This window comes from Terrihabitans rhizophilus (genome assembly GCF_033898525.1).
Taxonomy (GTDB): domain Bacteria; phylum Pseudomonadota; class Alphaproteobacteria; order Rhizobiales; family Methylopilaceae; genus Flaviflagellibacter; species Flaviflagellibacter rhizophilus.
Window position 1 is genome coordinate 321658 of the sequence record NZ_JAXAFJ010000002.1, and the last position, 26734, is coordinate 348391.

Here is a 26734-nt window from a genome sequence, read left to right on the forward strand (position 1 = left end):
GATCAGGCCGTCTGGAGTTGAACGGGAGCCGGAACGCGCTGCACTGCTTCGGCATATACCGCGAGCGTGGCGTCGGCCTGTGCCGAGAGGTTGTAGCGCTGCGCCCGATCATGGGCGGCGTGGCCGAGGCGCTGACGCTCGTCCGGATCATCTGCGAGCCGGTCGATCGCCGCCGCAAGTGCGGCCGCGTCCCGCGCCGGAACGAAGACGGCGGCGTCGCTCCACAATTCGCGGAAGCTCGCGATGTCCGATAGCACAAGCGCGGAGCCGCCCAGTGCAGCTTCCAGCACGGCCAGCCCGAAGGGCTCGTAAAGCGCCGGGGACACGAAGATCGGCGCCGAGCGCACGAGCCGGGCCATGTCCGGCCGCGAAAGATGTCCCACGGGCTGGGCGTGCGTTGCCTCGCGACGTTCTCCGCCCGGGCCGTTCAGTGCTCCGGCAATGCGGATCGGCCAGCGGCAAAGCCCTGCGGCCTCGTCGAGCGTGGCGAGGTTCTTTGCGTCGTCCCACCAGCGCCCGGCGGCAAGGGCGAAAGCGGCTGGCGAAGGAGCCCCAGTGTCGGCGATGCCGGCAGACGCGTTGTGCACGGTGTGCAGGTAATCGATGTGCCCATACGCGGCACGGATGCCGGAGGCATGGGCACGGCTTGGCGCGATCACCGCATCGGCACGCTGAAGCCCGGCACGGGTGGCCGCCAGATGCCAGCGCCAAGCTTGAGGAAACGGCTCGTCGCCGCGCACCATGTTCCACCAGGTCGCGAGGCAGGAATGCGCCGCGACCACCACGGGCTTGTCCGTGGGAATGTCGACGGCCTGCGTCGGCAGGTTGAGGTGGAGGAGATCGACGTCGAGTTCAGCAGCCAAAGCCGCCAGCCTCGGCGGGATCGTGGCTATGTCAGCCTCTCCCGCGTCGGCCATCCAGTCGAGGCTTCCGCCGAGCACGACGAGTTGCACTCCGCCGATGGTGCGGACTTCCGCCTCAAGGTCGGGGGACGGCGGCGGCCCCATGACCACCAGCACCGTCTCCACACCGCGCTCCGAGAGACTGCGGCAGAGATCGACGGCGTAGCGCCACACGCCGCCGACGGCATCCACCGTCATCATCACCCGGCGAGGCGTGGGCGTCATCACGAGGCGCATGCCACGAGACGCATCATGCTGGCTGCTTCAGCAGATTTGCCTGGCGCACGATGCCGATGATGTCGCTGTGCTCTTCGATCCAGCGCGCCAGATCGCGCAGGCCCTCCCGCCAGCCGGTGCGGGCGGTCCAGCCGGTCTCGCCCTGCAGGCGGCGGGTGTCGGCCACGAAGAACAGCTGGTCCCCGGCGCGCCAATCGGAATAGCTGACATTGAGCGGCTTGCCAGTGATGCGTTCGATCTCGGCCAGCATCAGCCGCAGGCTCACGGCGTTGTCGGCCCCGCCCCCGAGATTGAACACCTGCCCCTTCAGGCGGTCGATGTCCGACAATAGCGTGCGGTAGGCCGCGACGGCGTCGGAGACGTGCAGCACGTCCCTCACCTGCCGGCCATCGCCATAGATGGTGATAGGCTCGCCGCCGAGCGCGCGAATTAGGAAGTGCGCCACCCAGCCCTGGTCCTCGGTGCCGAACTGGCGCGGACCATAAATGCAGCTCATGCGCAGCACGGCCGTGCGCAGGCCAAAGGTGCGCGTGTAGTCCAGCACATACTGGTCGGCCACGCCCTTGGAGCAGCCATAGGGCGTCGCGAAGTCCAGCGGCTGCTTCTCGGAAATGCCGTAGGCGCGGATCTCCTCGTCGGCCGGGATGTGGCGGTCGTCCTGCGGCACCATCTCCACGTTGTCGAGATGGCCGTAGACCTTGTTCGTGCTGGCGAAGATCACCGGCGTCTGGCCGCCATGGCGGCGCACCGATTCCAGCAGGTTCAGCGTGCCCTGCCCGTTGATCGTGAAATCGTCCTCGGGCGATTCAAGGCTCGTCGTCACCGCCACCTGGGCCGCCAGATGCACCACGGCGCTGGCTTCGCGCACCGCATCATCGAGCGCCTGCTTGTTGCGGATGTCCTCGATGCGGGCCGTGACGCGGTTGCCGTAGCGGTCCTTCAGCCATTGCAGGTTCGTCTCGACACCCCGGCGCGCCAGCGCGTCGTAGATGATGACTTCATGGCCGTCGCGCAGCAGGCTGTCGGCCAGATTGGAGCCGACGAAACCCGCACCGCCCGTGATCAGAACCGGGCCAGCGCTCATACCACCAGTCCCCGGGCCTCAAGCTCCTTGCGCGCATCGCGGGCACGGTCCGTCGCCTGCTGGCGGGCCACCCACTCGGCCAGTTCGCCCAGCTTGTCGGAAAGCTTGTATTGCGGCTTGAAGCCCAGCACGCGCTCGGCCTTGGAGAGATCGCCGAAGCAGTGCCGGATATCGCCGGAGCGTGCCTCGTTCAGGATCTCCGGCTCGATCTCGCGACCCATGGCGCCGGCCAGCAATTGCCCGACCTGCTGCACCGTGTGCGGCTCGCCGGCGCCGATGTTCATGGTCTCGCCATTGGCCTCGGGCGTGTTCATGGCCAGCTGGAAGGCGCGCGCCACGTCGTCGACATGGACGAAGTCGCGCATCTGCTTGCCGTCCTCGAAGATCATCGGACGCTCGTGGTTCAGCAGCCGCGACGCGAAGATGGCGAGCACGCCGGTGTAGGGGTTGGACAGCGCCTGCCCCGGGCCGAACACGTTGAACAGGCGCAGCGCCACGGCGCCCATGCCATAGGCGCGGGCGGTGATCAGCACCTCCTGCTCCTGCACGAACTTGGTCAGCGCGTAGATCGAGGACAGCGAGATTTGCTTCGTCTCGTCCGTGGCGATGGGCGTCAGCGGCTCGCCATTCGGGCCGACAGGATCCCAGGTGCGGGATTTCACCTGATCGCCGGTGCGCACCGCGTTTTCCACGCGGGTGCCGTGCGGCGTCACATACAGCCCCTCGCCGTACACGCTCATGGAGGATGCCACCACAATGCGCTCGACGGGCTTCGCGATCAGTTCCTGCAGCAGGTTGGCCGTCGCTAGATCGTTGCCGCCGACATAGCGCTCGATCTCGTACATGCTCTGCCCGACGCCGACCTCGGCGGCGAGATGGTAGACCGCGTCCACGCCGTCCACGGCGCGCGCCGCGACATCGCGGTTCCGCAGGTCGCCCTGGATGAATTCGACATGCTGGAGAACGTCCGCGCGCGGCTGTCCCCCATGGACCTGCTCGACGAGGCTGTCGACCACCCGGATCTCATGACCCTCGTCCAGCAATTGCCGGCACAGATGGCGGCCGATGAAGCCGGCACCGCCGGTGACAAGATATCGCGCCATAAGTCCCGCTCCTTAGCCGGTCGCCTGAGTGCGGGCTTCTTTCTGCATGAGTCGCGGCGTCTTGGCATCAAGACATTGGGCAAACCACTCGGCGGTCGGCGGAAGTCCCTCCGAGAGCGGCACTTCGGGCGCCCAGCCCAGCACGGTCTTCGCCAGGGAGATGTCGGGGCGGCGGCGCTGTGGATCGTCCTGCGGCAGCGGCTCGTGCACGATCCGCGGCTTGCTGCCGACAAGCTCGGCGATCAGCTGTGCGAACTCGTTGACCTTGTACTCCTCGGGATTGCCGAGATTGACCGGTGTCGCCGGTGCATTTTCCACGTTCATCAGGCGCACGAGGCCACGCACCAGATCCGACACGTAGCAGAACGACCGGGTCTGCTCGCCGGAGCCGTAGACAGTGATCGGATCGCCGGAGAGCGCCTGGATCAGGAAGTTGGAGACGATGCGGCCGTCGTCCGGCTGCATGCGCGGGCCATAGGTGTTGAAGATGCGCGCGACGCGGATGTCGGCCCGGCCGAGGCGGGAGAAGTCGAAGCACAGCGCCTCGGCTGCGCGCTTGCCCTCGTCGTAGCAGGCGCGCGGCCCGGTGCAATTGACGTTGCCGAGATAGGCCTCGCGCTGCGGGTGCTGCTCGGGGTCGCCATAAACCTCGCTGGTGGAGGCCTGCACGAAGCTGGCGCCGAAGGCCGCCGCATGATCGAGCAGGTTCTTCGTGCCCACCACGCTGGTCATCATCGTGTGGATGGGGTCGGCCTGATAGGCCGGAGGCGATGCCGCGCAGGCCAGATTGTAGATCTGGTCGACCTTCAGCTTGGGATGCAGCGGCGTGCAGATGTCCTGCTCGATGAACCTGAAGCGGCTGTCACGTTCGAGCGGACGAAGATTGTCTTCCGAACCGGTCTGGAGGTTATCGACGCACAGAACTCGATGTCCGGCCTCCAGCAGGGTCTCGCAAAGATGCGAGCCGATGAAACCGGCGCCGCCCGCCACTAGGACGGTCTTCTGGGCCGCAACCGGAAGGTTCGTTACGGACATCGGGTGTATTCCTCGGATACTGGCGGGAAAATCAGAGACGGTCCTGCGCCGGGTTGACGGTCCAGCGTTAAGTGTTGCGGCGCAAGGACTGCGCCCGACACTGTCCAGCTTGTTGGCGGCGCCCTACCTCGGTCGGACATTCGCCAACTGGTCAAACTTCTTCATCTTCTTCTTTGTTCCCGCACCTCTGGCAGGACAGGCTTTCTGCGGAATCGCGCAGCCTCGCGTTGCACCGGCTCAGTCTGGTCATGTCATGTTCTTGTTGTCTACAAGCGGTGCCAACCCGCGTCTGGCCTGGTGAATCGCCGGGCGTCTCAGGAGGATCCATGTCGATGAACGGGCAGGCCCTAGACGGGCAGCAGCCGCGCCGTACCGGCGGTGAAGTCAGGGTAGCCCTTGTCGGGGTGGGAAATTGCGCCTCTTCGCTCGTGCAGGGCGTGCAGTTCTACCGTGACGCGTCGGACAATGAGCGCGTGCCCGGCCTGATGAATGTGCGGCTCGGCGGTTATCATGTCGGCGATATCCGGTTCGTCGCGGCCTTCGACGTGAATGCCGAAAAGGTCGGACAGGACCTCGCGGACGCCATTGGTACGAAGCCGAACAATACGATCCGCTTTGCCGATGTGGACAAGCTCGGAGTAACCGTGCATCGCGGACCGACGCTCGACGGCCTCGGCTCGTATGTGAAGGAAGTCATCGCGGAATCCGACGAACCGCCAGCCGATGTTGGTGCCATTTTGCGGGAAACGGGCGCCGACGTTCTGGTGTCCTACCTGCCCGTCGGCTCGCAGAAAGCCACCGAATACTACGCCGAGCAGGCGCTTGCCGCCGGCTGCGCGTTCGTCAACTGCATCCCCGTCTTCATCGCCTCGCAGCCGGAATGGGTGCGCCGCTTCGAGGAGAAGGGCCTTCCCATCATCGGCGACGACATCAAGAGCCAGGTTGGCGCCACCATCGTCCACCGCGCTCTGGCCAACCTGTTCCGCGAGCGTGGCGTGCGGCTCGACCACACCTACCAGTTGAACGTCGGCGGCAATCTGGACTTCCGCAACATGCTGGAGCGCGAGCGGCTGGAATCGAAGAAGCTGTCCAAGACCCGCGCCGTCACCAGCCAGATCGACCACGAACTGTCCAACGACGACGCCCACGTCGGACCGAGCGATTTCGTACCATGGCTCACCGACCGCAAATTCGCGTTCATCCGGCTCGAAGGAACAAGCTTCGGCGACGTGCCGCTGAGCGTGGAACTGAAGCTGGAGGTATGGGACTCGCCCAATTCCGCCGGCGTGGTCATCGATGCCGTGCGTTGCGCCAAGCTGGGTCTGGACCGCGGGGTGGGCGGTGTCCTGGCCGGCCCATCGAGCTACTTCATGAAGTCTCCGCCCGTTCAGGTCACCGACAACGAGGCGCGGGACGCGACCGAGGCGTTCATCGCCGGCGCCTGATTTCGTACGCCATGCGTCCATTGCCGGTCTCGTGCGTTGATGCACGCAAAATGGCGGGGCAATGCACCGGATGAAGAAACTACCCATTGGAATGAGCCGGATCCCCGACGGCGAGAACGGTGACATAAACTCCGTTCTCACCCGCAATATCGGGGCTCTGCGCGACAAGCAGAACGAGGACCAGCGGAACGCCAGCCTTCAGGAGCGTCTGGCGGAAAGCATAACGCGCTTCACCGGCAGCATGGCCTTCGTCTACATTCACCTGGTTCTTGTGGGGCTCTGGATCGCGATAAACCTGGGCATCGTCCCCGGCGTTCCGGTGTTCGATCCCACCTTCGTCATTCTTGCGACGTTCGCATCCGTCGAAGCGATCTTTCTCTCGACCTTCGTGCTGATCAGCCAGAACCGGGCGGCCGCGATGGCTGAGCGCCGGGCCGAGCTCGACCTCCAGACGAGCCTGCTCGCAGAGTACGAGATCACCCGCGCGCTGAGCCTGACCATCGCCATCGCGAAGCATCTCGGGGTCGAGGAAGCGAACGACCCCTCCCTGCAGGAGCTCCGGAACTACGTGGCGCCGGAGAAGGTGCTGGAGGAAATCGAGCAACCGCCCGAGGAGGCGTCCACTCTTCAGGAAGGCTAGACGCCCGCCGGGATGTTCTCGGCCCGGCGGTTCACGGCGCGCGGAGCGGTCAGGTCCTTCCATTGCGAAAGGGCTCGGCTGACGGCGCCGTTGGCCGGCCGTTCCACAAACCTGCCGTGCCCGGGCTCGGCCAGCACCTTGCCATCCCGGTAGGCCACGCGACCGCGCGACAGGGTGATGCGCGGAAGGCCGGTGACCTCGACCCCTTCGAAGACGTTGTAGTCGATGGCCGAGAACTGTGCGGCCGCGCTGATGGTCTTGGTGGCGAGCGGATCCCAGATCACCAGGTCCGCGTCTGAACCCGGCAGGATGGCGCCCTTGCGAGGATAGATGTTCAGGATGCGCGCAATGTTGGTGGACGTCATCGCGACGAACTCGTTCATCGTGATGCGCCCGGTGCGGACGCCGTATGTCCAAAGCACCGGCAGCCGGTCTTCCAGCCCGCCGGTCCCGTTGGGGATGCGCGTGAAGTCCGCGACGCCCATGCGCTTCTGCTCGGTCGTGAAGGCGCAATGATCGGTCGCAACCACCTGAAGGCTGCCTGCGGCAAGGCCCGCCCAGAGCCCGTCCTGATGCCGCCTGTCGCGGAACGGCGGTGACATCACCCGGCGCGCGGCATGATCCCAATCCGGATGGCTGTATTCGCTTTCGTCCAGCACCAGGTGCTGGACGAGCGGCTCGCCGTAGACGCGCATGCCCTTCTGGCGGGCGCGACGGATCGCCTCGTGTGCCTCCTCGCAGGAGACATGCACCACGTAGAGCGGCACGCCGGCCTGGTCGGCGATCATGATGGCGCGGTTCACGGCCTCGCCCTCCACTTCCGGAGGACGCGAGAAGGCGTGGCTCTCGGGGCCGGTTTTGCCCTGCGCCATCAGCTTCTGCTGCAGGTGGGCGATGATGTCGCCGTTCTCCGCGTGGACCAGCGGCATGGCGCCAAGCTCGGCACAGCGCTGGAACGATGCGATCATCTCGTCATCGTTGACCATCAGCGCGCCCTTGTAGGCCATGAAGTGCTTGAAGGTGTTGATGCCCTGGGCCACCACCTCCGCCATCTCGTCGAAGATCCGCTCGTTCCAACCGGTCACCGCCACGTGGAAGGAGTAGTCGGTCCGCGCCTTGCCGGCTTTATGGAACCATTGCTGCAGCGCATCCAGCATCGAGGCGTCGGGGGCTGGCAGCACGAAGTCCACCACCATGGTGGTTCCGCCCGACAAGGCCGCCGCCGTACCGGTGTCGAAGTCCTCGTGCGTCTGCGTGCCCATGAAGGGCATCTCGAGATGGGTGTGGGGGTCGATGCCGCCCGGCATGACCAGGCAGCCGGCCGCGTCGATGACCTCGTCGCCGGCCAGATGATCGCCGATGGCCAGGATGCGCCCGCCATCGATCAGGATGTCGGCCCCGTAGCTGTGATCGGCGGCCACGATCGTGCCTCCACGGATCAGTGTACGCGTCATCGCTCTTTCCTCTTCAGCTTTCCACGCCTGCCGTGCGCAGGACGGCGTGCAGCAGCACATTGGTTCCCGCAGCGGCCCATTGCGGCGTGATGGTCTCATCCTCGTTGTGGCTGAGCCCGTCCACGCAGGGGCACATGATCATCGCGGTGGGTGCCACGCCGGCCACCCAGCAGGCATCGTGCCCGGCGCCGGATACGATGTCTCGGTACGAGAGATTCAGCGTCCGTGCCGCCTCGCGCACGGTGTCTACGCAGCCCTCGTCGAACGTCACGGGATCGAAGGCCCCCACGTTCTCGAACGCGATCTCAAGGCCGAGATCCGCTGCGATCTTGCGGCCCTCGATCTCCAGCGCTGCGACCATCGCCTCGATCACCGCGCGGTCGGGATGCCGGAAATCGACGGTGAACACGGCTTTGCCGGCGATGATGTTGCGGGAGTTGGGGTGGTGGTTCAGCATGCCCACGGCACCGACGGCATGAGGCGGATAGCGCCAGGCGATGTCGTTGACGCGGTCCACGATGCGCGCTGCCCCGAGCCCCGCATCGACCCGTTTTCGCATAGGGGTGGAGCCGGTGTGCGCGTCGCGTCCGGTCAACGTGACCTGCACCCAGCGCAGCCCCTGCCCGTGGGTGACGACGCCGATATCGACCCCCTGATCCTCCAGGATCGGGCCCTGCTCGATATGCAGTTCGAAATAAGCATGGACCGGATGCCGCCCGCAGACCTCCTCGCCCTCGAAGCCGATGCGGGCCAGTTCCGCGCCCAGAGAGCGGCCATCGGCATCGGTGCGCGACTTCGCCCATTGGGCGTTCAGCACGCCCGCGAACACGCCTGAGGCCACCATTGCGGGCGCGAAGCGGCTTCCCTCCTCGTTGGTCCAGTTCACCACCTCGACTGGATGCCTCGTGCGGATGCCGAGGTCGTTCATGGTGCGGACGACTTCAAGCCCGCCGAGCACGCCCAGCACTCCGTCGAATTTCCCGCCGGTCGGCTGCGTGTCGAGATGGCTTCCGACGACCACGGGCGGCAGACCGGGTTTGGTCCCTTCGCGTCGGGCGAACATGTTGCCCATCGTGTCCACCGTCATGGCGAGCCCGGCATTCCGGCACCATTCGGCGAACAGCAGCCGGCCTTCGCGGTCCTCGTCGGTTAATGCCTGCCGGTTGTTGCCGCCGCGCACACCGGGACCGATCCTCGCCATGTCCATCAGGCTTTGCCACAGCCGCGCCCCATCCACGCGCCGGTTGTCACCCTCCGCCATCTGCACTCCGCTCGATCCCTGAGAACTGAAGACCGCCTTCGGCATCAGCCCGCGATGCGCTTGCGTGCCGCCTTTTGCGACACAAAGATCGCAGCCAGGGCGATGAGAATGATCCCCACCGAAAACAAGGTCGTCACGGTGCCGAGCGCGTAGAGCACCGGCGTCGTCACATTGGTGGTCATGCCGTAGATCTCGAGCGGCAGCGTGTTGAACGATCCCGCTGCCATCAGCGTCCGCGCGAACTCGTCATATGACAAGGTGAAGCCGAACAGGCCCACGCCGATCAGGCTGGGCAGGATCAGCGGCAGCACGACATGCCGGAAGGTCTGCCATGAGGTGGCGCCAAGGTCGCGCGCCGCCTCCTCATAGGCCGGGTTGAAGCGGTTGAAGACCGCGAACATGATCAACAGGCCGAAGGGCAGCGTCCATGTCAGGTGCGCGCCGAACGCCGAGGAGTACCAGACCGGCTCCAGCCCAAGGACCTGGAACAGCAGGCCGATGCCGAGGCTGACGAGGATGGACGGCACGATGAGGCTGGCGATGGCCGTATAGAACAGCGGCGTCGCTCCCCAGAACGGGCGGCGGAAGGCCATGCCGGCCAGCAGCGACACCACGACGGTGGTGATCATCACCATCAGGCCGAGCAGGAAAGACCGCGTGAACGAGCCGCCGAAGTCGCCGACCGCCTGCGTCTCCAGCAAATTCCTGAACCAGTGCAGCGAGAAGCCGTTCATCGGGAAGGTCAGGCCGCCGCTCGGCCCCTGAAACGACAGGATGAAAATCGTCGTCAGCGGGCCGTAGAGGAACAGCACGAACAGCGTGAAGAAGGCGGCCAGCACATAGAAGCCAAGCCCGCGGCGTTCGCGATCCATCTCAAAGCTCCTTGCGGATGTTCACGACGCGCAGGATGCCCGCCACCATCAAGAGCACCACGGCCAGCAGCACCACCGCATTGGCGGCCGCAGCCGGGTATTGCAGCACGGAAATCTGGTTCGCCATCATCAGGCCCACCGAGGCCGACTGCCCGCCGGACATGAAGCGCACGGTGATGAAGTCGCCCATAACGAGCGTCACCACGAAGATGGAGCCGATGGCGATGCCGGGCTTCGCCAGCGGGATGATGATGTTGGTGAGGATCTGCAGCGAGCTGGCGCCCGCATCGCGCGCCGCCTCCAGCAGGGAGCGGTCGATGCGCATCAGCGTGTTGAAGACCGGCGTCACCATGAACAGCGTGTAGAGGTGCACCATCGCCAGCACGACGGCGAAGTCGGAGAACAGCAGGAACTCCAGTGGGTGACTGGTGATGCCGAGGTTCATGAGCGTCTGGTTGATCAGCCCGTTGCGCCCGAGGAACGGAATCCACGAGATCATGCGGATGATGTTCGATGTGAGGAACGGCACGGTGCAGATCAGGAACAGCACCATCTGCATGGTGGGCGTACGCACATGGAATGCCAGGAAATACGCCACCCAGAAGCCGATCACGAGCGTCAGCGCCCAGACGATGGCCGTGTACTTCAGCGTGTTGAGATAGATTGTCCACGTCACCCAGGAGCCGAGCGTCTCCTCGTAGTTCAGGGTGATGAAGTCCGGGATGATCTGGATGGAGTCGTAGTCCCAGAAGCTCACCATGATGATGGTGAGGATGGGGAGCACCAGGAAAATTCCGAGCACGATGGCGAGCGGCGCGGCCTGAAAATAGGACGCCAGATGGCCGGCGCTGCGCTTGCGCGCAGGCTTGCTCTTCAGCGTGTCGGCCCGCGCCACGCCCGGCGCATAGTCCATCGCCTGATCGGTCACCCCTGCCCCCTTGCTCGTTCATGCAGGTCCGGGCCGCGGCGTGAACCGCGGCCCGGAAAGATCGTCAGGCGGCGATGAACTCGTTCCACTTGCGGACCATGTGGCGGTCCTCGTCCATCACGGAGTTCCAGCAGGCGACCTTGCCCATGCGCTCGCTGAAGGAGCCGCCATCGCGCACCGCACCGGCCTTCTCGATGAGCTGGCCATCGGGGGACTTGATGTCCTCGGCCGCGGGCTTGCCTTCCATCCAGAACGCCCACTCGGCGGGCGTCATATGCTCCTTGGCGGTCTCGACGCAGGCCGAGTAATAGCCCTGGCGGCCCAGATAGGCGCCGACCCAACCCGACAGGTACCAGTTGATGTACTCATAGGCCGCGTCGAGCTGCGCACCCTTGAGGTGGCTGGCGAGACCGATGCCGCCGCCCCAGGCGCGGTAGCCTTCCTTCAGCGGCTGGTAGACGCAGGGAATGCCCTTTGCCTTCACCGCGGTCACGGCCGGCGACCACATGGACTGGATGACCACCTCGCCGGAGGACATCAGGTTCACGCTCTCGTCGAAGCTCTTCCAGAAGGCACGGAACTGCCCGTCCTTCTTGGCCTTGATGAGGAAGGCGATCGTCTTGTCGATCTCCTCCTTCGTCATGTTGCCCTTGTCGCCGTATTTGATCTCGCCCATGGCCTCCATGATCATGGCCGCATCCATGATGCCGATGGACGGGATGTTCAGGATGGCGGTCTTGCCCTTGAACTTCGGGTCCATGATGTCGGCCCAGCTGGTGATGTCGCGGCCGACGAGATCGGGGCGGATGCCCAGGGTATCGGCGTTGTAGATGGTCGGAACCATCGTCATCCAGTTGGTCTGTTCCTTCGCGAACTTCGTGGAATCCTTGCCTTCGACGAAGGTCACGGTGTGCGGCGCCGTGCCCTGCGCGATGGTGGATTCCGGCGTCAGCTTGCCGTTCACGAAGAGCGGGACGATCTTGTCGAAATACTTGATCTTCGACACGTCCATCGGCTGCAGCTTGCCCGACGGGAAGATCTTCTTGCAGATCCAGTACTCGACATCGGCGATGTCATAGCTGTTGGGCTGCGTCACGGTGCGCTGCGCGGCGGCGTCGGAATCCAGAGCCGTCATCTGCAGCGTGATGCCGAGATCGGCTTTGCACTTCTCCGCGATGGCGTTGATGTTCGACACGCCGGTGCCGACCTGGCGCAGCGTGATCGGGTTCTGCGCCCAAACAGTTGGGAAGCCTGTGACCACGCCCGATCCGGCGGCGAGGCCCGCCGCTGCGGCAGCGCCCTTCAGCACGGTGCGCCGGCTGATGCCGCTGGTGCCCTTGTCCTTGTTGCTCATCCTGTTTGCTCCCCGTTGATGCGCGTGTTCAGGCCGTGGCAGACGGTTTCAGGACGTGGACGTCTTCCGGCGCCCAGGTCAGGGGCACCGCATCTCCCACGTGAAGCGGTGCCGAGAAGAAGTCGGTCTCGGGAAGCTGCAGCGCGAACTCGTCGACGCCGGGTGCGCTCAGCGCCACCTGCACCTTCTGGCCGTGATATTCGATGTTCTGCACCAGCCCCGTCAGGCTGCAGCCGGTAACCGGCTCCCGTCCGATCCGCACGCGATCATTGCGCACCGCGATCTCGATGGGTTGACCGACCTCGGCGCCCGAGGCGGGTGCGGTGAAGGACAGCCCGTCCGGTAGCTCGAAGCGGATGGCATCGTCGCCCGCCTGCGTCACCCGTCCCTTGAGCACGTTGTGGTCGCCCATGAAACGGGCCACGAACGCCGTTTCCGGCCGGTTGAAAACTTCGCGGGGCGTCGCCGCCTGCTCGATGCGCCCGCCGTTCATGACCACCACGAGATCGGCCAGAGCCATGGCCTCCTCCTGGCTGTGCGTCACGTGGATGAACGAGATGCCGAGCTGCAGCTGAAGCCGCTTGAGCTCCTGCCGCACCTTGATCTTGAGGAAGGGGTCGAGCGCGGAGAGCGGCTCGTCCAGCAGCAGCACCTGCGGATCGGTGATCAGCGCGCGGGCCAGTGCCACGCGCTGCTGCTGTCCGCCGGAAAGCTGGGCCGGCCGCCGCTCGGCCAGATGCTCCATGTGGACCAGCTTGAGCATCTCCATGGCGCGGGCGCGCCGCGCCGCCTTGTCCATGCCCTTCATCTTGAGGCTGAAGGCCACATTGTCCGTGGTGTCGAGATGCGGGAACAGCGCATAGCTCTGGAACATCATGGCGGTGCCGCGCGCCGCGGGCGGCAGATCGGTCACGACCGTGGTTCCAAGACGAATATCGCCTTCGGTGATCGTCTCGTGCCCGGCGATCATCCGGAGCGTGGTGGATTTTCCGCAGCCCGACGGTCCGAGCAGGCAGCAATAGGTGCCTGCAGGGATCTTCAGGCTGACATCATCGACCGCGGCCGCGCCACCCGCATATCTCTTGGTGACACCGATCAGTTCGATCTGGGCTGGCTCCACGCTGATGCTCCCCTGCCTTCGAACGGATCATCGCAATCCCCGTGCCAAGAGCCAAGCGCAACGTTGAGGCGGCTGCGGGCGGTGCGCGCCTCTCGACAGCTGCCTAATATCGCGCCAGATCGCATACAGAAGCACCCAAAGTTGTATACGAATGCGTCGTGACGTTCAGGGCCGCGAATGGGATGATCGTGGCCATGAAGCCGCTTCACCAGATGGACGATCCCCCCGGTGACACCCTGCCGCCGCCGGCACCGCGGGACCGCAGCAGCGTCGTTCGCGATGCGATCCAGGCAGCCATCATGGATCATCGTCTTCCGCCTGGCACCAAGCTGACGGAGGACGAGATCGGTGCGTCGTTCGGGGTCAGCCGCACACTGGTGCGTGCCGCGTTGCAGGCACTGTCCTTCTCAGGGCTGGTCACGCTTGAGCGGCACAGGGGAGCCTTCGTCGCCAGCCCCAGCGCCGAGGAAGCCGACCAGGTGTTCGCCTGCCGGCGCCTTGCCGAGGCTGAGCTTGCCGCGCTCGCCGCCGCCCGTTGCACGGCCGCGCACGCACGCATCCTGCAGGCTCACCTGGACGAGGAAGAGGAGGCCATGCGGGCGGGTGAACGCCGGACGGCCATCCGGCTCTCCGGAGAACTGCACCTGCAGATCGCCGAGATATCCGAAAACGCGATCCTCGCCCGCTTTCTGGGCGAACTGGTGGCGCGCTCCTCGCTCATCATCGCGCTGTACGGCGCCAGCGGCTCATCCAGCTGCGGCCTGGCCGAGCATCGCGAACTGGTGGCGGCTCTCGAAGCCCGGGATGCATCACGGGCTTCACAGTTGATGGTCCAGCATCTGGACCACATCCGCCGCGATCTCGATCTCTCGCGCCGCGCAGCCACGGAAAGTGTGGGCAGCCTGCTCAAGCTGTAAGCCTGTTCGGCCCTGTTCAGGCCCCGAGCGCAGCCCACGCCCGGTCGATCAGCCCGAACCGCTCGATGGCCGCCGCGCCCCAGATAAGCCCCGCGAGGGACAGCGTGCAGAACACCGCCGCCGAGCCGACATCCTTCACCACGCCGATCTTCGGGTGGAAGTCCGGCGTCACATGGTCCGCCAGCTTCTCGACCGCCGTGTTCAGCAGTTCCACGGCAAGGACCACCAGCAAGGCTCCGATCATCGCCACATACCAGGCGATGTCGGGCGCGATGAAAAAGCCGAGCGGAATGGCCACCACCAGCGCCATCAGTTCCTCACGCAGCGCAGCCTCGGTGCGCGCCGCAAAGCGCAGTCCGCGCAAGGTGTTGAGCGTGGCGTGATAGAGACGTGCCGGACCGTGCGACTGCTGGGCGTAGGAATGGGCCGGCTGCGGGTCTGTCATGGAAGCGTCCATCCTCTCCGAAGGATCGAGCCTAGCGATTGAACGTGACGGTTCTGTCGCATAGCTTCCGCGCCATGAAACAGGTTCACATCATTGGCGGCGGGCTCGCCGGTTCCGAAGCGGCGTGGCAGGTGGCGAATGCCGGAGTGCCGGTTGTGCTGCACGAGATGCGCCCCGTGCGAGGCACCGACGCGCACAAGACGGACGGGCTGGCCGAGCTGGTCTGCTCCAACTCCTTCCGCTCGGACGACAGCGAGGGAAACGCCGTTGGCCTGCTGCACTATGAGATGCGCCAGCTCGGCTCGCTGATCATGCGCGAGGCCGACGCCCATCAGGTGCCGGCCGGCGGCGCGCTCGCGGTGGACCGCGACGCCTTCTCGGCGGCAGTCACGGCGGCGCTCGAAGCGCATCCCCTCATCATGATCGAGCGCGAGGAGGTGTCTGGCCTCCCACCCGAGGACTGGGACAACGTCATCGTCGCCACGGGGCCCCTCACCTCGCCCGCTCTGGCCGAAGCTGTGCGGGAACTCACCGGACGCGATGCGCTAGCCTTCTTCGACGCCATCGCCCCCATCGTCCACTTCGACAGCATCGACATGGATGTCTGCTGGTTCCAGTCGCGCTACGACAAGGCCGGACCGGGCGGAACGGGCGCGGACTACATCAACTGCCCCATGGACCGCGAGCAGTACGAAGCCTTCGTGCGGGCGCTGGTCGCGGGCGAGAAGATCGACTTCAAGGACTGGGAAGCCTCGACCCCCTATTTCGACGGCTGCCTGCCCATCGAGGTCATGGCGGAGCGCGGACCTGAGACCCTGCGCCACGGCCCGATGAAGCCCATGGGCCTCACCAATCCGCGGGATCCGACCGTGAAGTCCTACGCCGTCGTGCAGTTGCGGCAGGACAATGCGCTCGGCACCCTGTTCAACATGGTGGGCTTCCAGACCAAGCTGCGCCACGGCGTGCAGGCCGAAACCTTCCGCATGATCCCCGGCCTCGAAAAGGCCGAGTTCGCGCGCCTCGGCGGCCTGCACCGCAACACCTATCTCGACTCGCCGCGCGTGCTGGACCGCACCCTTCGGCTGAAGGCGCAGCCGCGCCTGCGCTTCGCTGGCCAGATCACCGGCTGCGAGGGTTATGTCGAGAGCGCCAGCATCGGCCTCCTCGCCGGCCGCTTCGCCGCAGCGGAGCGCCTGGGGCAAGCACCCGCCGTGCCGCCGGAACTCACCGCATTGGGCGCCCTGCTCGGCCACATCACCGGCGGCCACATCGAGGTGGATGGCGACGAGAACACCAAGCGCAGCTTCCAGCCCATGAACGTGAACTTCGGCCTGTTCCCGCCCTACGACGGTCCGCTGAAAGGCCCCGATGGAGAGCGCGTCCGTGGCCCGGCCAAGTCGGCGGCGAAGAAGCGCGCGATCAGCGGGCGGGCGAAGGCGGCCTTGGCGGAGTGGATGGGCGGGACAGCGCAGGCGGCGGAGTAACACCGTCTCCGAGCAGGAGAACGCCGGCCACCGACGTGATCTCCAGCGCCTCCCGGCCCTCGGCCGTGATGTGGTTCAGGATCAAGGCGGATGCGCCGTCGACGGACGTGACGCTGATTGGCACATCCACGAAAGATCCATCGCGCACACCGTCGGCCAGCCACTTGAGATCGAAGACCAGCGGCGGCGTGGAGGCGAGCGTCACGCGGCTGTCCTGCAGGCTCAGCCAACCTTCGAACGGCTCCGGCTGAACGCTCTCCTTGCCGAGACTGAACGGCCCAAGAGCAAGCCCGAACGGGGTCCGGGTGCCACCTGCTGAAGCTTTTGGCGATGCATGCACCGTTGCGGCCGGCATCAGCCAGAGGGTCCGCAGCAGGGCGCGGGCTTCATCCGCGTTGGCGAACACCCGTCCGGTCGACTGGCGGACAGTATCCAGCGCGCCGAGCCCGAGAAGCACGCCTGCGGCACTCGCAATGTCCTGCCGTGCCGCCTCCGGCGCATCGTCCCTCACGCCGGTCACCGCGCCGCCGCTCCGCTGCGCCCACCGGTCCAGAAGCACATCGAGGCGGGCCGACTGACTTCGGATGGTGGTCTTCTTGAAGGTCAACGGACCCACCATGGTCGCAACGGCAAGCAGCAGCACGACGCCGGGAACAAGGCGAATGTCGAAGCGCTCGCGGAGCACAACGAAGCACGCAAGCAGCATCACGGCCGCCGCCGTGATCAGGGCCAGCACATGCCGCTCCGGCGTCACCCCATAGGCCCCGATGCGCTGCCACGTCGCCAGCGCCAGCAAGGCCACGGGTACGGCGGTCATCGGGAACCACAGCCGCCGGATCCAGCGAACCGCCGGGGCGACATCTCCATCGGGCCGGTAGCTCGCCAGCAGGCCAAGATTGCCAATGAACAGAAAGGCCGAGACGATCCAGCCAACCTGGTTGCGCGGCACATCCATGGTGAGCGCGATCTTGGCTGCGTAAAGGTGCAGCACCACCGCATAGATCGCGGCCAGAACGGCGAGGATGATGCCCAGCGCCGCCACGGCTCTTCGAATGAGCCCGTCCGGCGCTTCCGGAGACTGCCTGTTCCCCAGCAGCGAAAGCCACAGGAGCGGCAGAACGAGGGCGAAGCCAAGCGCCCACACATATTGCATCACGGTGTCCGTCACCGTGATGCCGAACAGGTACCGGATGCTGTAGAGGATCGCCGCCAGCCCGATCATGATCACGAGCGTGCTCAGCCCGGCGAAGGCGAGGCCGGACAGGGCCGAGAGGTTGAAGACCCAGCTCCGCCGTTCCTCGTCGCGCAGAAGCGACAGCGAACCCGTCGCCGCGAGCGCGATCGCGGCCACTCCGGCGGCCTCTGGACTGAACCAGTGCGACTCGTGGAACACGGCCGAGATCGCGCCCGTCGTCGCGGCAAGAAGTTGTAGAAGCGCACGCCCACGTCCAAGGCCGTGAGCTTCCGACATCACGCCTGCCGCCACCGACGCGGCAAAGGCGACAAGGCAGCCGATGCCGACCATCTCCGCCATGGTGTGATCGAGACGGTCATGGATTTCGGCGATCGCCATGGCGGTGACGATGACGGATGCGGCTACCGCTACGGGAAAGCGCGTCACCGCGCGCTGGAGATCGGCCTGCGCGAATGGCAGAGCCTTTATCCGCGACAGAAACCCCGATCCGTCTTGCCGCATCGCATCCTCCCCGTTCGGCCCCTTCAGGATGCGAGCACGCCCCTGAAAGGTCGAGAACCTAGCCGTATCGTTCCAGTTTGCGGGAAAGCAACCGGATGTTAACCGTTGCGGAACACATAAGGAACAGCTACCTTTTTGTTCCTGATTTGTTTTGATTCATCCGCCGAGGTGCCCATGCTCACGCGAAAGCAGCACGAGCTTCTGCGCTACATTCATGAGCGCCTGAAGGAATCGGGTGTCCCGCCCTCGTTTGACGAGATGAAGGAGGCACTTAACCTCCGTTCCAAGTCGGGCATCCATCGCCTCATCACTGCGCTTGAGGAACGTGGCTTCATCCGCCGTCTCCCGAACCGGGCTCGCGCGCTGGAAGTGCTGAAGCTGCCCGAGACGGTGGCCCCGCCCATGCGGCCGACCGGGAAGTTCCAGCCAAGCGTCATCGAAGGCAATCTCGGCAAGGCGCGCCCGCGTGCGGCCGATGATGACGAGGAGCGCGGCCATTCGGCGTTCGTGCCCGTCATGGGCCGGATCGCGGCCGGCGTGCCCATCGAAGCCATCCAGACCCGCAGCCACACCATCGCAGTTCCACCGGAAATGCTGACGGGCGGCGAGCACTTTGCGCTCGAGGTGCGCGGCGACTCGATGATCGAGGCCGGCATCCTTGAGGGCGACGTGGTCGTCATCCGCAAGGCCGACACGGCCGCAACCGGCGACATCGTGGTCGCGCTGGTGGATGACGAAGAAGCCACGCTGAAGAGGCTCCGCAAGCGCGGGGCGTCCATCGCTCTCGAAGCCGCCAACCCAGCCTACGAAACCCGCATTTTCGGACCCGACCGGGTGCGCGTGCAGGGCAAGCTGGTGGGGCTGATCCGCCGCTACTGAGGCGTTCGGCCCAGCGGAGCACGGCTGAAAATGATGCGGGGAGGTCCTGTCCGGACCTCCCCGTTTTCGTGCTTGAAGCTGCGAACAGTCGATGCGGCCGGGCGTGGATGCCGGGCCGCACGGATTGCCGTCAGCCGCGATCCTTGGCCGGAACGAAGCTGCGCTCGACGGCTCCATTGTAGAGCTGGCGCGGACGTCCAATGCGCTGCGCCGGGTCTTCCAGCATTTCCTTCCACTGTGCGATCCAGCCGACGGTGCGTGCCACCGAAAACAGCACGGTGAACATCGAGGTCGGGAAGCCCATCGCGCGCAGCGTGATGCCGGAATAGAAATCGATGTTCGGGTACAGCTTGCGCTCGACGAAGTACTCGTCCTGCAAGGCAACCTTCTCAAGCTCCACCGCCACGTCGAGCAGCGGATCGTCCTTGATGCCGAGCTCGTCCAGAACCTCATGCGCGGTCTGCTGCATGATCTTGGCGCGCGGATCGTAGTTCTTGTAGACGCGGTGCCCGAAGCCCATCAGGCGGAATGGATCGTTCTTGTCCTTGGCCTTTTCCACGAACTCCGGAATGCGGTCCGGCGTACCGATCTCTTCCAGCATCTTCAGCGCCGCCTCGTTCGCGCCGCCATGGGCGGGGCCCCACAGGCAGGCAACACCGGCCGCGATGCAGGCGAACGGGTTTGCGCCCGACGAGCCCGCGAGGCGAACGGTGGAAGTGGATGCGTTCTGCTCGTGGTCGGCGTGCAGGGTGAAGATGCGGTCCATGGCGCGTGCCATCACCGGGTTCACCTTGTACTCCTCGCAGGGCACGGCGAAGCACATCTGCAGGAAGTTGGACGCGTAATCGAGGTCGTTTCGCGGATACACGAACGGCTGGCCCACCGAGTACTTGTAGGCCATCGCCGCAAGCGTCGGCAGCTTTGCGATCATGCGGATGGACGCGATCTCGCGTGCGTTCGGGTCCGCCACATCGGTCGAGTCGGGGTAGAAGGCGGCCATGGCGCCAACGCTGGCCACCATCACGGCCATGGGGTGCGCGTCGCGGCGGAAGCCCGTGAAGAAGCGGGTCATCTGCTCGTGCACCATGGTGTGGCGCGTCACGCGGCGCTCGAAGCTCTCGCGCTCCTTCGCGCTCGGCAGTTCGCCGTACAGCAGCAGGAAGCAGGTCTCGAGGAAGTCGCCGCCCTCGGCCAGCTGGTCGATGGGATAGCCCCGGTAGCGCAGAATGCCCTCGTCGCCATCGATGAAGGTGATGGTCGAGGCGCAGCTCGCGGTGGAGGTAAAGCCGGGATCGTAGGTGAACATCCCGGTCTGCGCATACAGCTTGGAGATGTCGATGACGTCAGGTCCGGTCGAACCTTCCAGTATGGGAAGTTCGATCGTCTTGCCGCCGACGGTCAGCGAAGCTGTCTTGTCGCTCATACGCGCACCCTTTCTCCAGACAGATAGCATTCCCGTTGCCACGGAAAGGCCGTGATTTCAGCTAAGCGAATTTACCCCCGGCCACAAGAGAAGGGTGTGACAGCACGATTTCGTTCAGCCGGCTTGATCGGCCAGGCGGGCGAGGCTTTCGTCTCGGCCGAGCACCGCCAGCACCTCGAAGATCGGTGGAGACACCATCTTGCCCGTGAGCGCCGCACGCAAGGGCTGCGCCGCCTGCCCCAGTTTGATCCCCTGCTCCTCGGCGAACGCCCGCACCTCGGCTTCGGCGGCCTCGGCCTCCCAGTTCGGCAGCGCGGCGAGACGGCCGGCCAGCTTCGCCACACGTTCGCGTGTGCCATCCGCCGCCAGCGCCTGCTCGGCCTTCGCGTCGAGCGCCAGCGGACGGTCGACCAGCAGGAAGCTGGCATTGTCCATGAGCTCGATCAGCGTCTTGGAACGCTCCTTCATGGCCGGGAGCATCACCCGGAACGCGTCCCAAAGACCGGCATCGAGCTTAGCCTTGGCTTCGGGCCCGCCCGGAAGATAGGGCAAGGCGTCGGCAAAGATCTGCACCAGTTCCTCGTCGGGCGTGGCGCGCATGTAGTGGCCGTTGAGGTTCTCCAGCCGGCCAAAATCGAATCGTGCTGCCGAGCGGCCCACATCCGAGAGGCTGAAAGCCTCCACCATCTCCTGCGTCGAGAATATCTCCTGGTCGCCATGGCTCCAGCCGAGGCGGACGAGGTAATTGCGCACCGCGACCGGCAGATAGCCCATCTCGCGATAGGCCTCGATGCCGAGCGCACCATGGCGCTTGGACAGCTTGGCCCCGTCCGGCCCGTGGATCAGGGGGATGTGCGCCATGCGCGGCACGTCCCAGCCGAGCGCCCGGTAAATCTGGATCTGGCGCGCGGCATTGGTGAGGTGATCGACCCCGCGCACCACATCGGTAATGCCCATGTCGTGATCGTCCACCACGACCGCGAGCATATAGGTCGGCGTGCCGTCGGAGCGCAGCAGGACGAGATCGTCCAGATCGGCGTTCGGGAAGGTCACGGCGCCCTGCACCGCGTCATCGACCAGCGTCTCACCTTCATTGTTCACCCGCAGGCGGATGACCGGCTTCACGCCTTCCGGAGCCGTTGCCGGGTCGCGGTCGCGCCAGCCGCCGTCGTAGCGGGGCGGCTTGCCGGCCGCCAGCGCGCTCGCCCGCATGGCGTCGAGTTCCTCGACGGTGTCGTAGGCCCGGTACGCCGCGCCCTGCGCCAGCAACTGGTCCACCACGGCCCGATGGCGGTCCGCGCGCGAGAACTGGAACACGGGCTCGTCGTCCCAGTCGAGGCCCAGCCATTTCAGCCCGTCCATGATGGCGTCGATGGCCTCCTGCGTGGAACGCGCCCGGTCCGTGTCCTCGATGCGGAGCAGCATCTTGCCGCCCTTCGATTTCGCGAACAGCCAGTTGAACAGGGCCGTGCGCGCCCCGCCGATGTGAAGAAAGCCGGTGGGAGACGGCGCGAAACGGGCGATGACGGGATCGGACATGGGCGAACTTTGGCAGGTGGGATGGGGGGCGAGCGCGCTGCGCTTCGGCGTGGCTCCGTGTAGCATGGCCCGCGACGAAAGGGGAACGGGGTGGGGAACGGGGTCGGCAGCATGGGGGCTGCGCCATCCGCACGGCGGCATGGCCGTGGCACCGCCGCGTTCCGTTTGCGCCAACTGCTTCCCGTGTCTGGCGGTGCGCTGACCTCGGCCCTGGAAGAAGAGCGCGAGCGCGGCCGATTCTTCATCTGGCTGCCAGTACTGGCCATCTGCGGGGTGATCCTCTTCTTCGCGGCCCCCGACGATCCTTCGCTGACGGCGTCAGCGCTGGCGTTCCTCGCCGCCCTCGCAATGTGCGCCGCCGCGCGGAAGCGCCCGACCGGGTTCTGTGTTGCCGTGTCCGTGGCCGCCATCATCGGCGGCTTTCTCGCGGCCGGCCTGCAGGTCCACCGCGTCGCAGCGCCGGTGCTGGAGCGTGGCGTTCGCGGCGAGGCCGTCGGCGTGGTGGAACGGCGTGAGCCGCGTGCGCGTGGCGCGGTGCGCCTGCTGATCCGTGTTGAGTCCATCGCGGGCGTGCCGGAAGACCACAGGCCGCGCTTCGCGCGCGCAACGGTGCGGGGAGCGGATGGCGTTGCCGCCGGAAGCCGTGTCGCCATCGACGCCTATTGGCGACCACCGCCGCAGGCAGTGCGGCCCGGTGGCTATGACTTTGCGCGGGAGGCGTTTTTTACGGGCCTTGGCGCAGTGGGCAGCGAGGCGAAGCCCCCTCGCCTGCTGGATCCACCACCGCTGACCCCGATGGGCCGGTTCAGCGCGGCGACGGACCGGCTGCGCAATGCGATCTCCGCGCGCATCCAGCAGGTGGTCCCCGGAGACGCGGGCGCGATCTCCGCCGCTCTCGTGACCGGGCAGCGCGGCGACATCTCGGCGGCGGCCAATGATGCGCTGCGCACAGCGGGCCTCTACCACGTCATCTCCATCTCCGGCCTGCACATGGCCTTGTTCGGAGGCGGCGTGTTCGCCGCCCTGCGCCTCCTCCTCGTCATGGTGCCGGGGCTCGGGCTCCACGTCCCGGTCAAGAAATGGGCTGCGGCGGCGGCCCTGCTGGGTGCCGGTGGCTACCTCTATCTGTCCGGGAACGAGGTCGCCGCGCAGCGCAGCTTCATCATGATCTCCGTCGTCTTCCTCGCGGTCATCGTGGATCGCCAGGGCCTCACCATGCGCAATCTCGCCATCGCCGCGCTGTTCGGCATCGCGCTCACGCCTCATGCGGTGCTCGGCCCGAGCTTCCAGATGTCGTTCGCGGCCGTGCTCGGACTCGTGTCCTGGTACGAGCGGACCCGGTGGCAGGTGCCCGATGACGAACCCCGCTCCAGCGGTCGCGGCGTGGCGCGCCGGGTGTGGATCTACGTCCTCGGCATCGTCGTGACGACGATCATCGCCGCCCTGACCACCGGCCCGTTCGCGGGGTTTCACTTCCAGCGTATCGCCGTGCACTCCCTGCTGTCGAACCTCGTCGCGCTGCTTGTGGTGGGCACGCTCGTCATGCCGTTCGCGCTGCTCGGCTTCGTGCTGATGCCATTCGGCCTCGATCCGCCGGCCTGGATGGTCATGGGCTTCGGCGTCGACATCATGCTGGCTGTGTCCTACTGGGTAGCCGATCTTCCCGGCGCCCTGGTGGCGCTACCCGCCTTCTCCGCCTCCGCCGTTCTCTTCCTGGCCCTCGGATTGTGCTGGATCGCCATCTGGACGACATGGCTTCGGCTTCTCGGCGTGCTGCCCGTCGCACTGGGGGTCGCTCTCGCCGCGATCCCTGACCGGCCGGACATCTACATCGACCCGGAAGGCCGCGCTGCCGCGGTGCGGGGACCCGATGGCGTGCTCCATGTCAGCGGCCTTCGATACGCGAGCTTTGCGGCCGAGAACTGGCTCGCGGCCGATGGCGATTTGCGGAAGCCGCGCGACAAGAGCGTTGCGCTGGGCGTGCGGTGCGACAGCTTCGGCTGCACCCTGCCGCTCCCGAGCGAAGGCCACCTCGCCCTCGCCTGGACCTATGCCGCTCTGCGCGAGGACTGCACGCGGGCGCGCATCGTGGTGACGCGCCTTGTCGCACCGCCAGGCTGCCGCAACACCGCCTTCGTCGTGGATGGCACCGACCTCACGCGCAATGGCGCGACGACGCTCAAGCTGGAAGACGGCGAGGCCATCACCCTTCGAGCGCATGATCCCGGCCAGCGCGCGTGGAGCGCGACCAACCGGGCACCCGTCGGGCCGCCCTGGCGCCAGCCCGCCGTTTCGCCGCCTCCCTCCACTTCCCCCGAAGCGGAGCAGGCCCTGCCGGAGGGCGAGATGACGCCGGCCGAGGAGCTGGAGTGACGTTATCGTCCCTCAAGCAGCTGCAGAAGGAAGCCCCGGCCCTCTGGCCAGCTCCCAAGGCCGCTGTCGCTGTTGATGTGACCTAGACTGCCCACATCACGAAAGGCCGATCCCCAGAAGCCGGCAAATTCCTGGGCGCGCGGAAGGTCTATATAGGGATCGTCGCGGCTCGCCACGACCATCGAGCGGAAGGGCAGAGCCTGCCTCGGCATGGGCGCGAACCGCCGCACCGGGTCCGGCATGTCCGGGCGGTCGGCATCGGCGGGCGCCACGAGCAAGGCAGCTTTCACCGTCCACTGGGGCTTGGCACAGCGCGCCACCAGCACGCAGCCAAGGCTGTGCGCCACGAGCACCGCACCGGGCCTTGCTGCCACGACGGCCCGCTCGATCACGGGCTCCCAAAGCTGTGGCTCCGGATCATCCCATGCACCGAGCTCTACCCTGGCCGCACCCGCAATCTCGCCTTCCCAAAGGCTTTGCCAGTGATCGGGGCCGGATCCGCCCAATCCGGGAACAATCAGCACGCTCATGCCGGCTTCTCCGCAACAGCCTTGACGATCCGCGCCGCGAGAACGCTCGGCGGCTCTTCCACGCGCATCCTCTCGTCGAGACGTGCGAGGCCTCGCATCTGGGCCTGCCGCTCCGGCGAATCCGTGAGGAGAGAGCCCAGCGCTCTGGCTATTGCCGCCGGTTCGGCATCATCCGCGACGAATTCCGGGATGACCCGGTCATCGAGGATGAGATTTGGAAGCAGGATGTGGCGAGCCTCGATCTTCACGAAGCGACGGAGCACATCGGTCAGGCGGTCCGTGCGGTAGACACCGATCATCGGGACGCCGGACACGGCGAGCTCCAGCGTAACTGTGCCCGAAGCCGCGAGCGCCGCGTTGGAGGTGCGGAAGGCCTCGAGCTTGGCCGGCTCACCCGTGACAATGCGCGGGCGCTGCGGCCAATCCGACGAAAGCCGCGCAACCTCCGCTTCAAGACGCGGCATGGTGGGGATCACCAGATCCCGTGGCGCCTCCGGCAGCCGTGCGAGCACCTCTCCGAACAACGGCATGTGCCGCTCAAGCACCGAGGCGCGGCTGCCGGGGAGCAGCAGCAGCCGTGCTCCATCCGTGATCGGCGGGCGCTCTCCGGCATGCGGCCGAAACTCCGCCAGCCGTTCCACCAGTGGATGGCCCACATAGGTGCAGGCCGGGCCGCCAAGCCGGCGGTGCGCCTCGGGCTCGAACGGCAGCAGCGCCAGCACATGGTCGACATATTCGCGCATCGTCCGGGCGCGCCCGGAGCGCCATGCCCACACGGTCGGGGAAACGTAATCGACCACGGGCAGTGCCGGCAGCCGCGCCCGCGCCCGACGCGCTACGCGATGCGTGAAGTCAGGGCTGTCGATGATGACGAGCACGTCCGGCGGCCTGTCGGTCACCGCACGCGCTGTCTCCCGGATTCGGCGCAGCAGAAGCGGCAACCGGCGGATGACGGGAGCAAAACCCATCACCGCGATGTCCTCCATCGGGAACAGGCTCTCCATGCCCTCGTCGATCATGCGCGGCCCGCCCACGCCACGGAAGGTGACCTGCCCCTCCGTAAGGTCCTTCAAGGCGGCCATCAGCTTGAAGCCGAGCTGGTCGCCGGAATGCTCGCCGGTGACGAGGAAGACGTCGAGCGGCCGGGTCATGCCCTCTCCCGCTCATAGCCCTGGATGAATAGGCCGGCCGCATCAGCGGACGCGATCATCCTCTCGGCATCCACGGCCATGACGTCGCCGGCAGCATAGGCGATGCCTGCAAGGCCTGCCGCGCGCGCGCTTTCAACGGTTTTCGGCCCTATGGCGGGCGTGTCCATGCGCAGGTCCTGCCCCGCTTTTGCAGCTTTGACGAAGACGCCTGCGCGAGCCGGCAGGCGAAGACGACCGCTGGCGCGCAGTTCAGCCACCCGCACCAGCATGGCGTCGGTGCCTTCCGCCGCTTCGACCGCAACCACGCGACCGTTGGCGATGACCGCGCCCTGCCCGACATCGAACGGACTCATGGCTGCCAGCACCCGAAAGCCCAGCACCGCGTCGGCCGTGTCCGTGTCCAGTGCGGTGCGCTGTCCAAGCGGCCCTGCGGGCAGCATCAAACCGGGGGCGACCTCATGCACGCCACGCACCTGCAGGCCATGTTCCGCGACGGCGCCGACCACGGCGCGCAGAAGGTGATCATCGCCGCCGCGCAGGGCGCGCAGCAATCGGGGCACCAGCATCAGAAGGCGGCGGTCGGGACGCAGTTCGAGCCAGCCGGCCGGACGGCTCAGCGCCCCGACGAACACGATGTCCCTCGCACCTGCGCCGCGCGCAAGTTCCACCAGCCGGCCGAACTGCCCGAGCCTCGCCCACGCATGGGGATGATGTTCGATGGCCGGATCGCTGCTGCCCAGGATACCGATAAGGAACACGGGCCGCCCCGTGCGGCGCACCTCCTCGGCAACGGCCAGCGGAAAGGCGCCGGCGCCGCACAGGATGGCAAGCGGCGCCTCCGGCGAGCCGCCCGCCGGCATGC

At 66.3% G+C, this 26734-nt stretch carries 23 protein-coding genes; 6 read left to right on the top strand and 17 right to left on the bottom strand.

Translation table 11 applies throughout. The features are described 5' to 3' along the window. Positions 1-2: 2 nt before the first annotated feature. From SCD90_RS05120 to SCD90_RS05135, 4 genes are read right to left on the bottom strand one after another with little or no spacing between them, the layout of a single operon-like run. Positions 3-1127 (bottom strand): glycosyltransferase family 4 protein, encoded by a 1125-nt coding sequence (locus tag SCD90_RS05120; RefSeq protein ID WP_319843557.1) that lies wholly within the window; start codon positions 1125-1127, stop codon positions 3-5. Between the two features lie 25 nt (positions 1128-1152). Beyond that, on the bottom strand, positions 1153-2223 hold the full coding sequence (locus SCD90_RS05125) for an NAD-dependent epimerase/dehydratase family protein (RefSeq protein WP_319843558.1): 1071 nt from the start codon (positions 2221-2223) through the stop codon (positions 1153-1155). Next, the gene (locus SCD90_RS05130; RefSeq protein ID WP_319843559.1) at positions 2220-3326 is read right to left on the bottom strand and encodes an NAD-dependent epimerase/dehydratase family protein; all 1107 of its coding nucleotides are present in this window, start codon (positions 3324-3326) and stop codon (positions 2220-2222) included. The genes SCD90_RS05125 and SCD90_RS05130 overlap by 4 nt, the downstream gene beginning before the upstream one ends. A gap of 12 nt (positions 3327-3338) precedes the next feature. Further along, positions 3339-4361 carry a UDP-glucuronic acid decarboxylase family protein gene (locus SCD90_RS05135; RefSeq protein ID WP_319843560.1) on the bottom strand — a complete coding sequence of 341 codons (1023 nt, stop codon included), beginning with the start codon at positions 4359-4361 and terminating at the stop codon, positions 3339-3341. A gap of 326 nt (positions 4362-4687) precedes the next feature. Between SCD90_RS05135 and SCD90_RS05140 the strand changes: the two genes are divergently transcribed. After that, on the top strand, positions 4688-5806 hold the full coding sequence (locus tag SCD90_RS05140) for an inositol-3-phosphate synthase (protein WP_319843561.1): 1119 nt from the start codon (positions 4688-4690) through the stop codon (positions 5804-5806). A gap of 91 nt (positions 5807-5897) precedes the next feature. Beyond that, positions 5898-6446, top strand: coding sequence for a DUF1003 domain-containing protein (locus SCD90_RS05145; RefSeq protein ID WP_319843562.1), 549 nt, complete (start codon positions 5898-5900; stop codon positions 6444-6446). On the opposite strand, the gene hydA is transcribed toward SCD90_RS05145, so the two are convergent. The 6 genes from hydA to SCD90_RS05175 form a co-directional block, all read right to left on the bottom strand. Next, entirely contained in the window at positions 6443-7900 is a 1458-nt protein-coding gene (gene hydA / locus SCD90_RS05150) for a dihydropyrimidinase (RefSeq protein ID WP_319843563.1), read from the bottom strand. The genes SCD90_RS05145 and hydA overlap by 4 nt on opposite strands. Positions 7901-7913: 13 nt before the next feature. Beyond that, on the bottom strand, positions 7914-9161 hold the full coding sequence (locus tag SCD90_RS05155; RefSeq protein ID WP_319843564.1) for a Zn-dependent hydrolase: 1248 nt from the start codon (positions 9159-9161) through the stop codon (positions 7914-7916). Between the two features lie 44 nt (positions 9162-9205). Beyond that, positions 9206-10033 carry an ABC transporter permease gene (locus tag SCD90_RS05160; RefSeq protein WP_319843565.1) on the bottom strand — a complete coding sequence of 276 codons (828 nt, stop codon included), beginning with the start codon at positions 10031-10033 and terminating at the stop codon, positions 9206-9208. A 1-nt stretch (position 10034) separates the two neighbouring features. Further along, the gene (locus tag SCD90_RS05165) at positions 10035-10946 is read right to left on the bottom strand and encodes an ABC transporter permease (protein WP_319843839.1); all 912 of its coding nucleotides are present in this window, start codon (positions 10944-10946) and stop codon (positions 10035-10037) included. A gap of 79 nt (positions 10947-11025) precedes the next feature. Beyond that, positions 11026-12315 carry an ABC transporter substrate-binding protein gene (locus SCD90_RS05170; protein ID WP_319843566.1) on the bottom strand — a complete coding sequence of 430 codons (1290 nt, stop codon included), beginning with the start codon at positions 12313-12315 and terminating at the stop codon, positions 11026-11028. Between the two features lie 28 nt (positions 12316-12343). Next, on the bottom strand, positions 12344-13435 hold the full coding sequence (locus tag SCD90_RS05175; RefSeq protein ID WP_319843567.1) for an ABC transporter ATP-binding protein: 1092 nt from the start codon (positions 13433-13435) through the stop codon (positions 12344-12346). A 194-nt stretch (positions 13436-13629) separates the two neighbouring features. Between SCD90_RS05175 and SCD90_RS05180 the strand changes: the two genes are divergently transcribed. Beyond that, a complete protein-coding gene (locus tag SCD90_RS05180; protein WP_425265639.1) occupies positions 13630-14352 on the top strand; it encodes a GntR family transcriptional regulator in 723 nt (240 codons plus the stop codon). A 16-nt stretch (positions 14353-14368) separates the two neighbouring features. Here the strand turns inward: SCD90_RS05180 and SCD90_RS05185 are convergent, their stop codons facing one another. Beyond that, positions 14369-14797, bottom strand: coding sequence for a diacylglycerol kinase (locus tag SCD90_RS05185; RefSeq protein WP_319843568.1), 429 nt, complete (start codon positions 14795-14797; stop codon positions 14369-14371). Between the two features lie 74 nt (positions 14798-14871). Between SCD90_RS05185 and trmFO the strand changes: the two genes are divergently transcribed. Beyond that, positions 14872-16281 carry a methylenetetrahydrofolate--tRNA-(uracil(54)-C(5))-methyltransferase (FADH(2)-oxidizing) TrmFO gene (gene trmFO, locus SCD90_RS05190; RefSeq protein ID WP_319843569.1) on the top strand — a complete coding sequence of 470 codons (1410 nt, stop codon included), beginning with the start codon at positions 14872-14874 and terminating at the stop codon, positions 16279-16281. On the opposite strand, the gene SCD90_RS05195 is transcribed toward trmFO, so the two are convergent. Then, positions 16217-17977 carry a DUF4153 domain-containing protein gene (locus SCD90_RS05195; RefSeq protein WP_319843570.1) on the bottom strand — a complete coding sequence of 587 codons (1761 nt, stop codon included), beginning with the start codon at positions 17975-17977 and terminating at the stop codon, positions 16217-16219. The two genes, trmFO and SCD90_RS05195, sit on opposite strands and share 65 nt — an antisense overlap. Before the next feature lie 174 nt (positions 17978-18151). Here SCD90_RS05195 and lexA point away from each other — a divergent pair, with 174 nt between their 5' ends. Then, entirely contained in the window at positions 18152-18856 is a 705-nt protein-coding gene (lexA, locus tag SCD90_RS05200) for a transcriptional repressor LexA (RefSeq protein WP_319843571.1), read from the top strand. A gap of 130 nt (positions 18857-18986) precedes the next feature. On the opposite strand, the gene gltA is transcribed toward lexA, so the two are convergent. Both gltA and gltX read right to left on the bottom strand, forming a co-directional pair. Next, the gene (gltA, locus tag SCD90_RS05205) at positions 18987-20279 is read right to left on the bottom strand and encodes a citrate synthase (RefSeq protein WP_319843572.1); all 1293 of its coding nucleotides are present in this window, start codon (positions 20277-20279) and stop codon (positions 18987-18989) included. Between the two features lie 114 nt (positions 20280-20393). After that, positions 20394-21818, bottom strand: coding sequence for a glutamate--tRNA ligase (gene gltX / locus SCD90_RS05210; RefSeq protein WP_319843573.1), 1425 nt, complete (start codon positions 21816-21818; stop codon positions 20394-20396). Positions 21819-21908: 90 nt separating this feature from the next. Here gltX and SCD90_RS05215 point away from each other — a divergent pair, with 90 nt between their 5' ends. Then, positions 21909-24191, top strand: coding sequence for a ComEC/Rec2 family competence protein (locus tag SCD90_RS05215; RefSeq protein WP_319843574.1), 2283 nt, complete (start codon positions 21909-21911; stop codon positions 24189-24191). Between the two features lie 2 nt (positions 24192-24193). Here the strand turns inward: SCD90_RS05215 and SCD90_RS05220 are convergent, their stop codons facing one another. The 3 genes from SCD90_RS05220 to SCD90_RS05230 are packed head-to-tail and all read right to left on the bottom strand — an operon-like array spanning position 24194 to position 26732. After that, positions 24194-24721: an RBBP9/YdeN family alpha/beta hydrolase gene (locus SCD90_RS05220; RefSeq protein ID WP_319843575.1), complete on the bottom strand. Its 528-nt coding sequence runs from the start codon at positions 24719-24721 to the stop codon at positions 24194-24196. After that, entirely contained in the window at positions 24718-25872 is a 1155-nt protein-coding gene (gene lpxB, locus SCD90_RS05225) for a lipid-A-disaccharide synthase (RefSeq protein WP_319843576.1), read from the bottom strand. Before lpxB ends, SCD90_RS05220 begins: the two co-directional genes overlap by 4 nt. Beyond that, positions 25869-26732: an LpxI family protein gene (locus SCD90_RS05230; RefSeq protein ID WP_319843577.1), complete on the bottom strand. Its 864-nt coding sequence runs from the start codon at positions 26730-26732 to the stop codon at positions 25869-25871. The genes lpxB and SCD90_RS05230 overlap by 4 nt, the downstream gene beginning before the upstream one ends. Between the last annotated feature and the right edge of the window lie 2 nt (positions 26733-26734).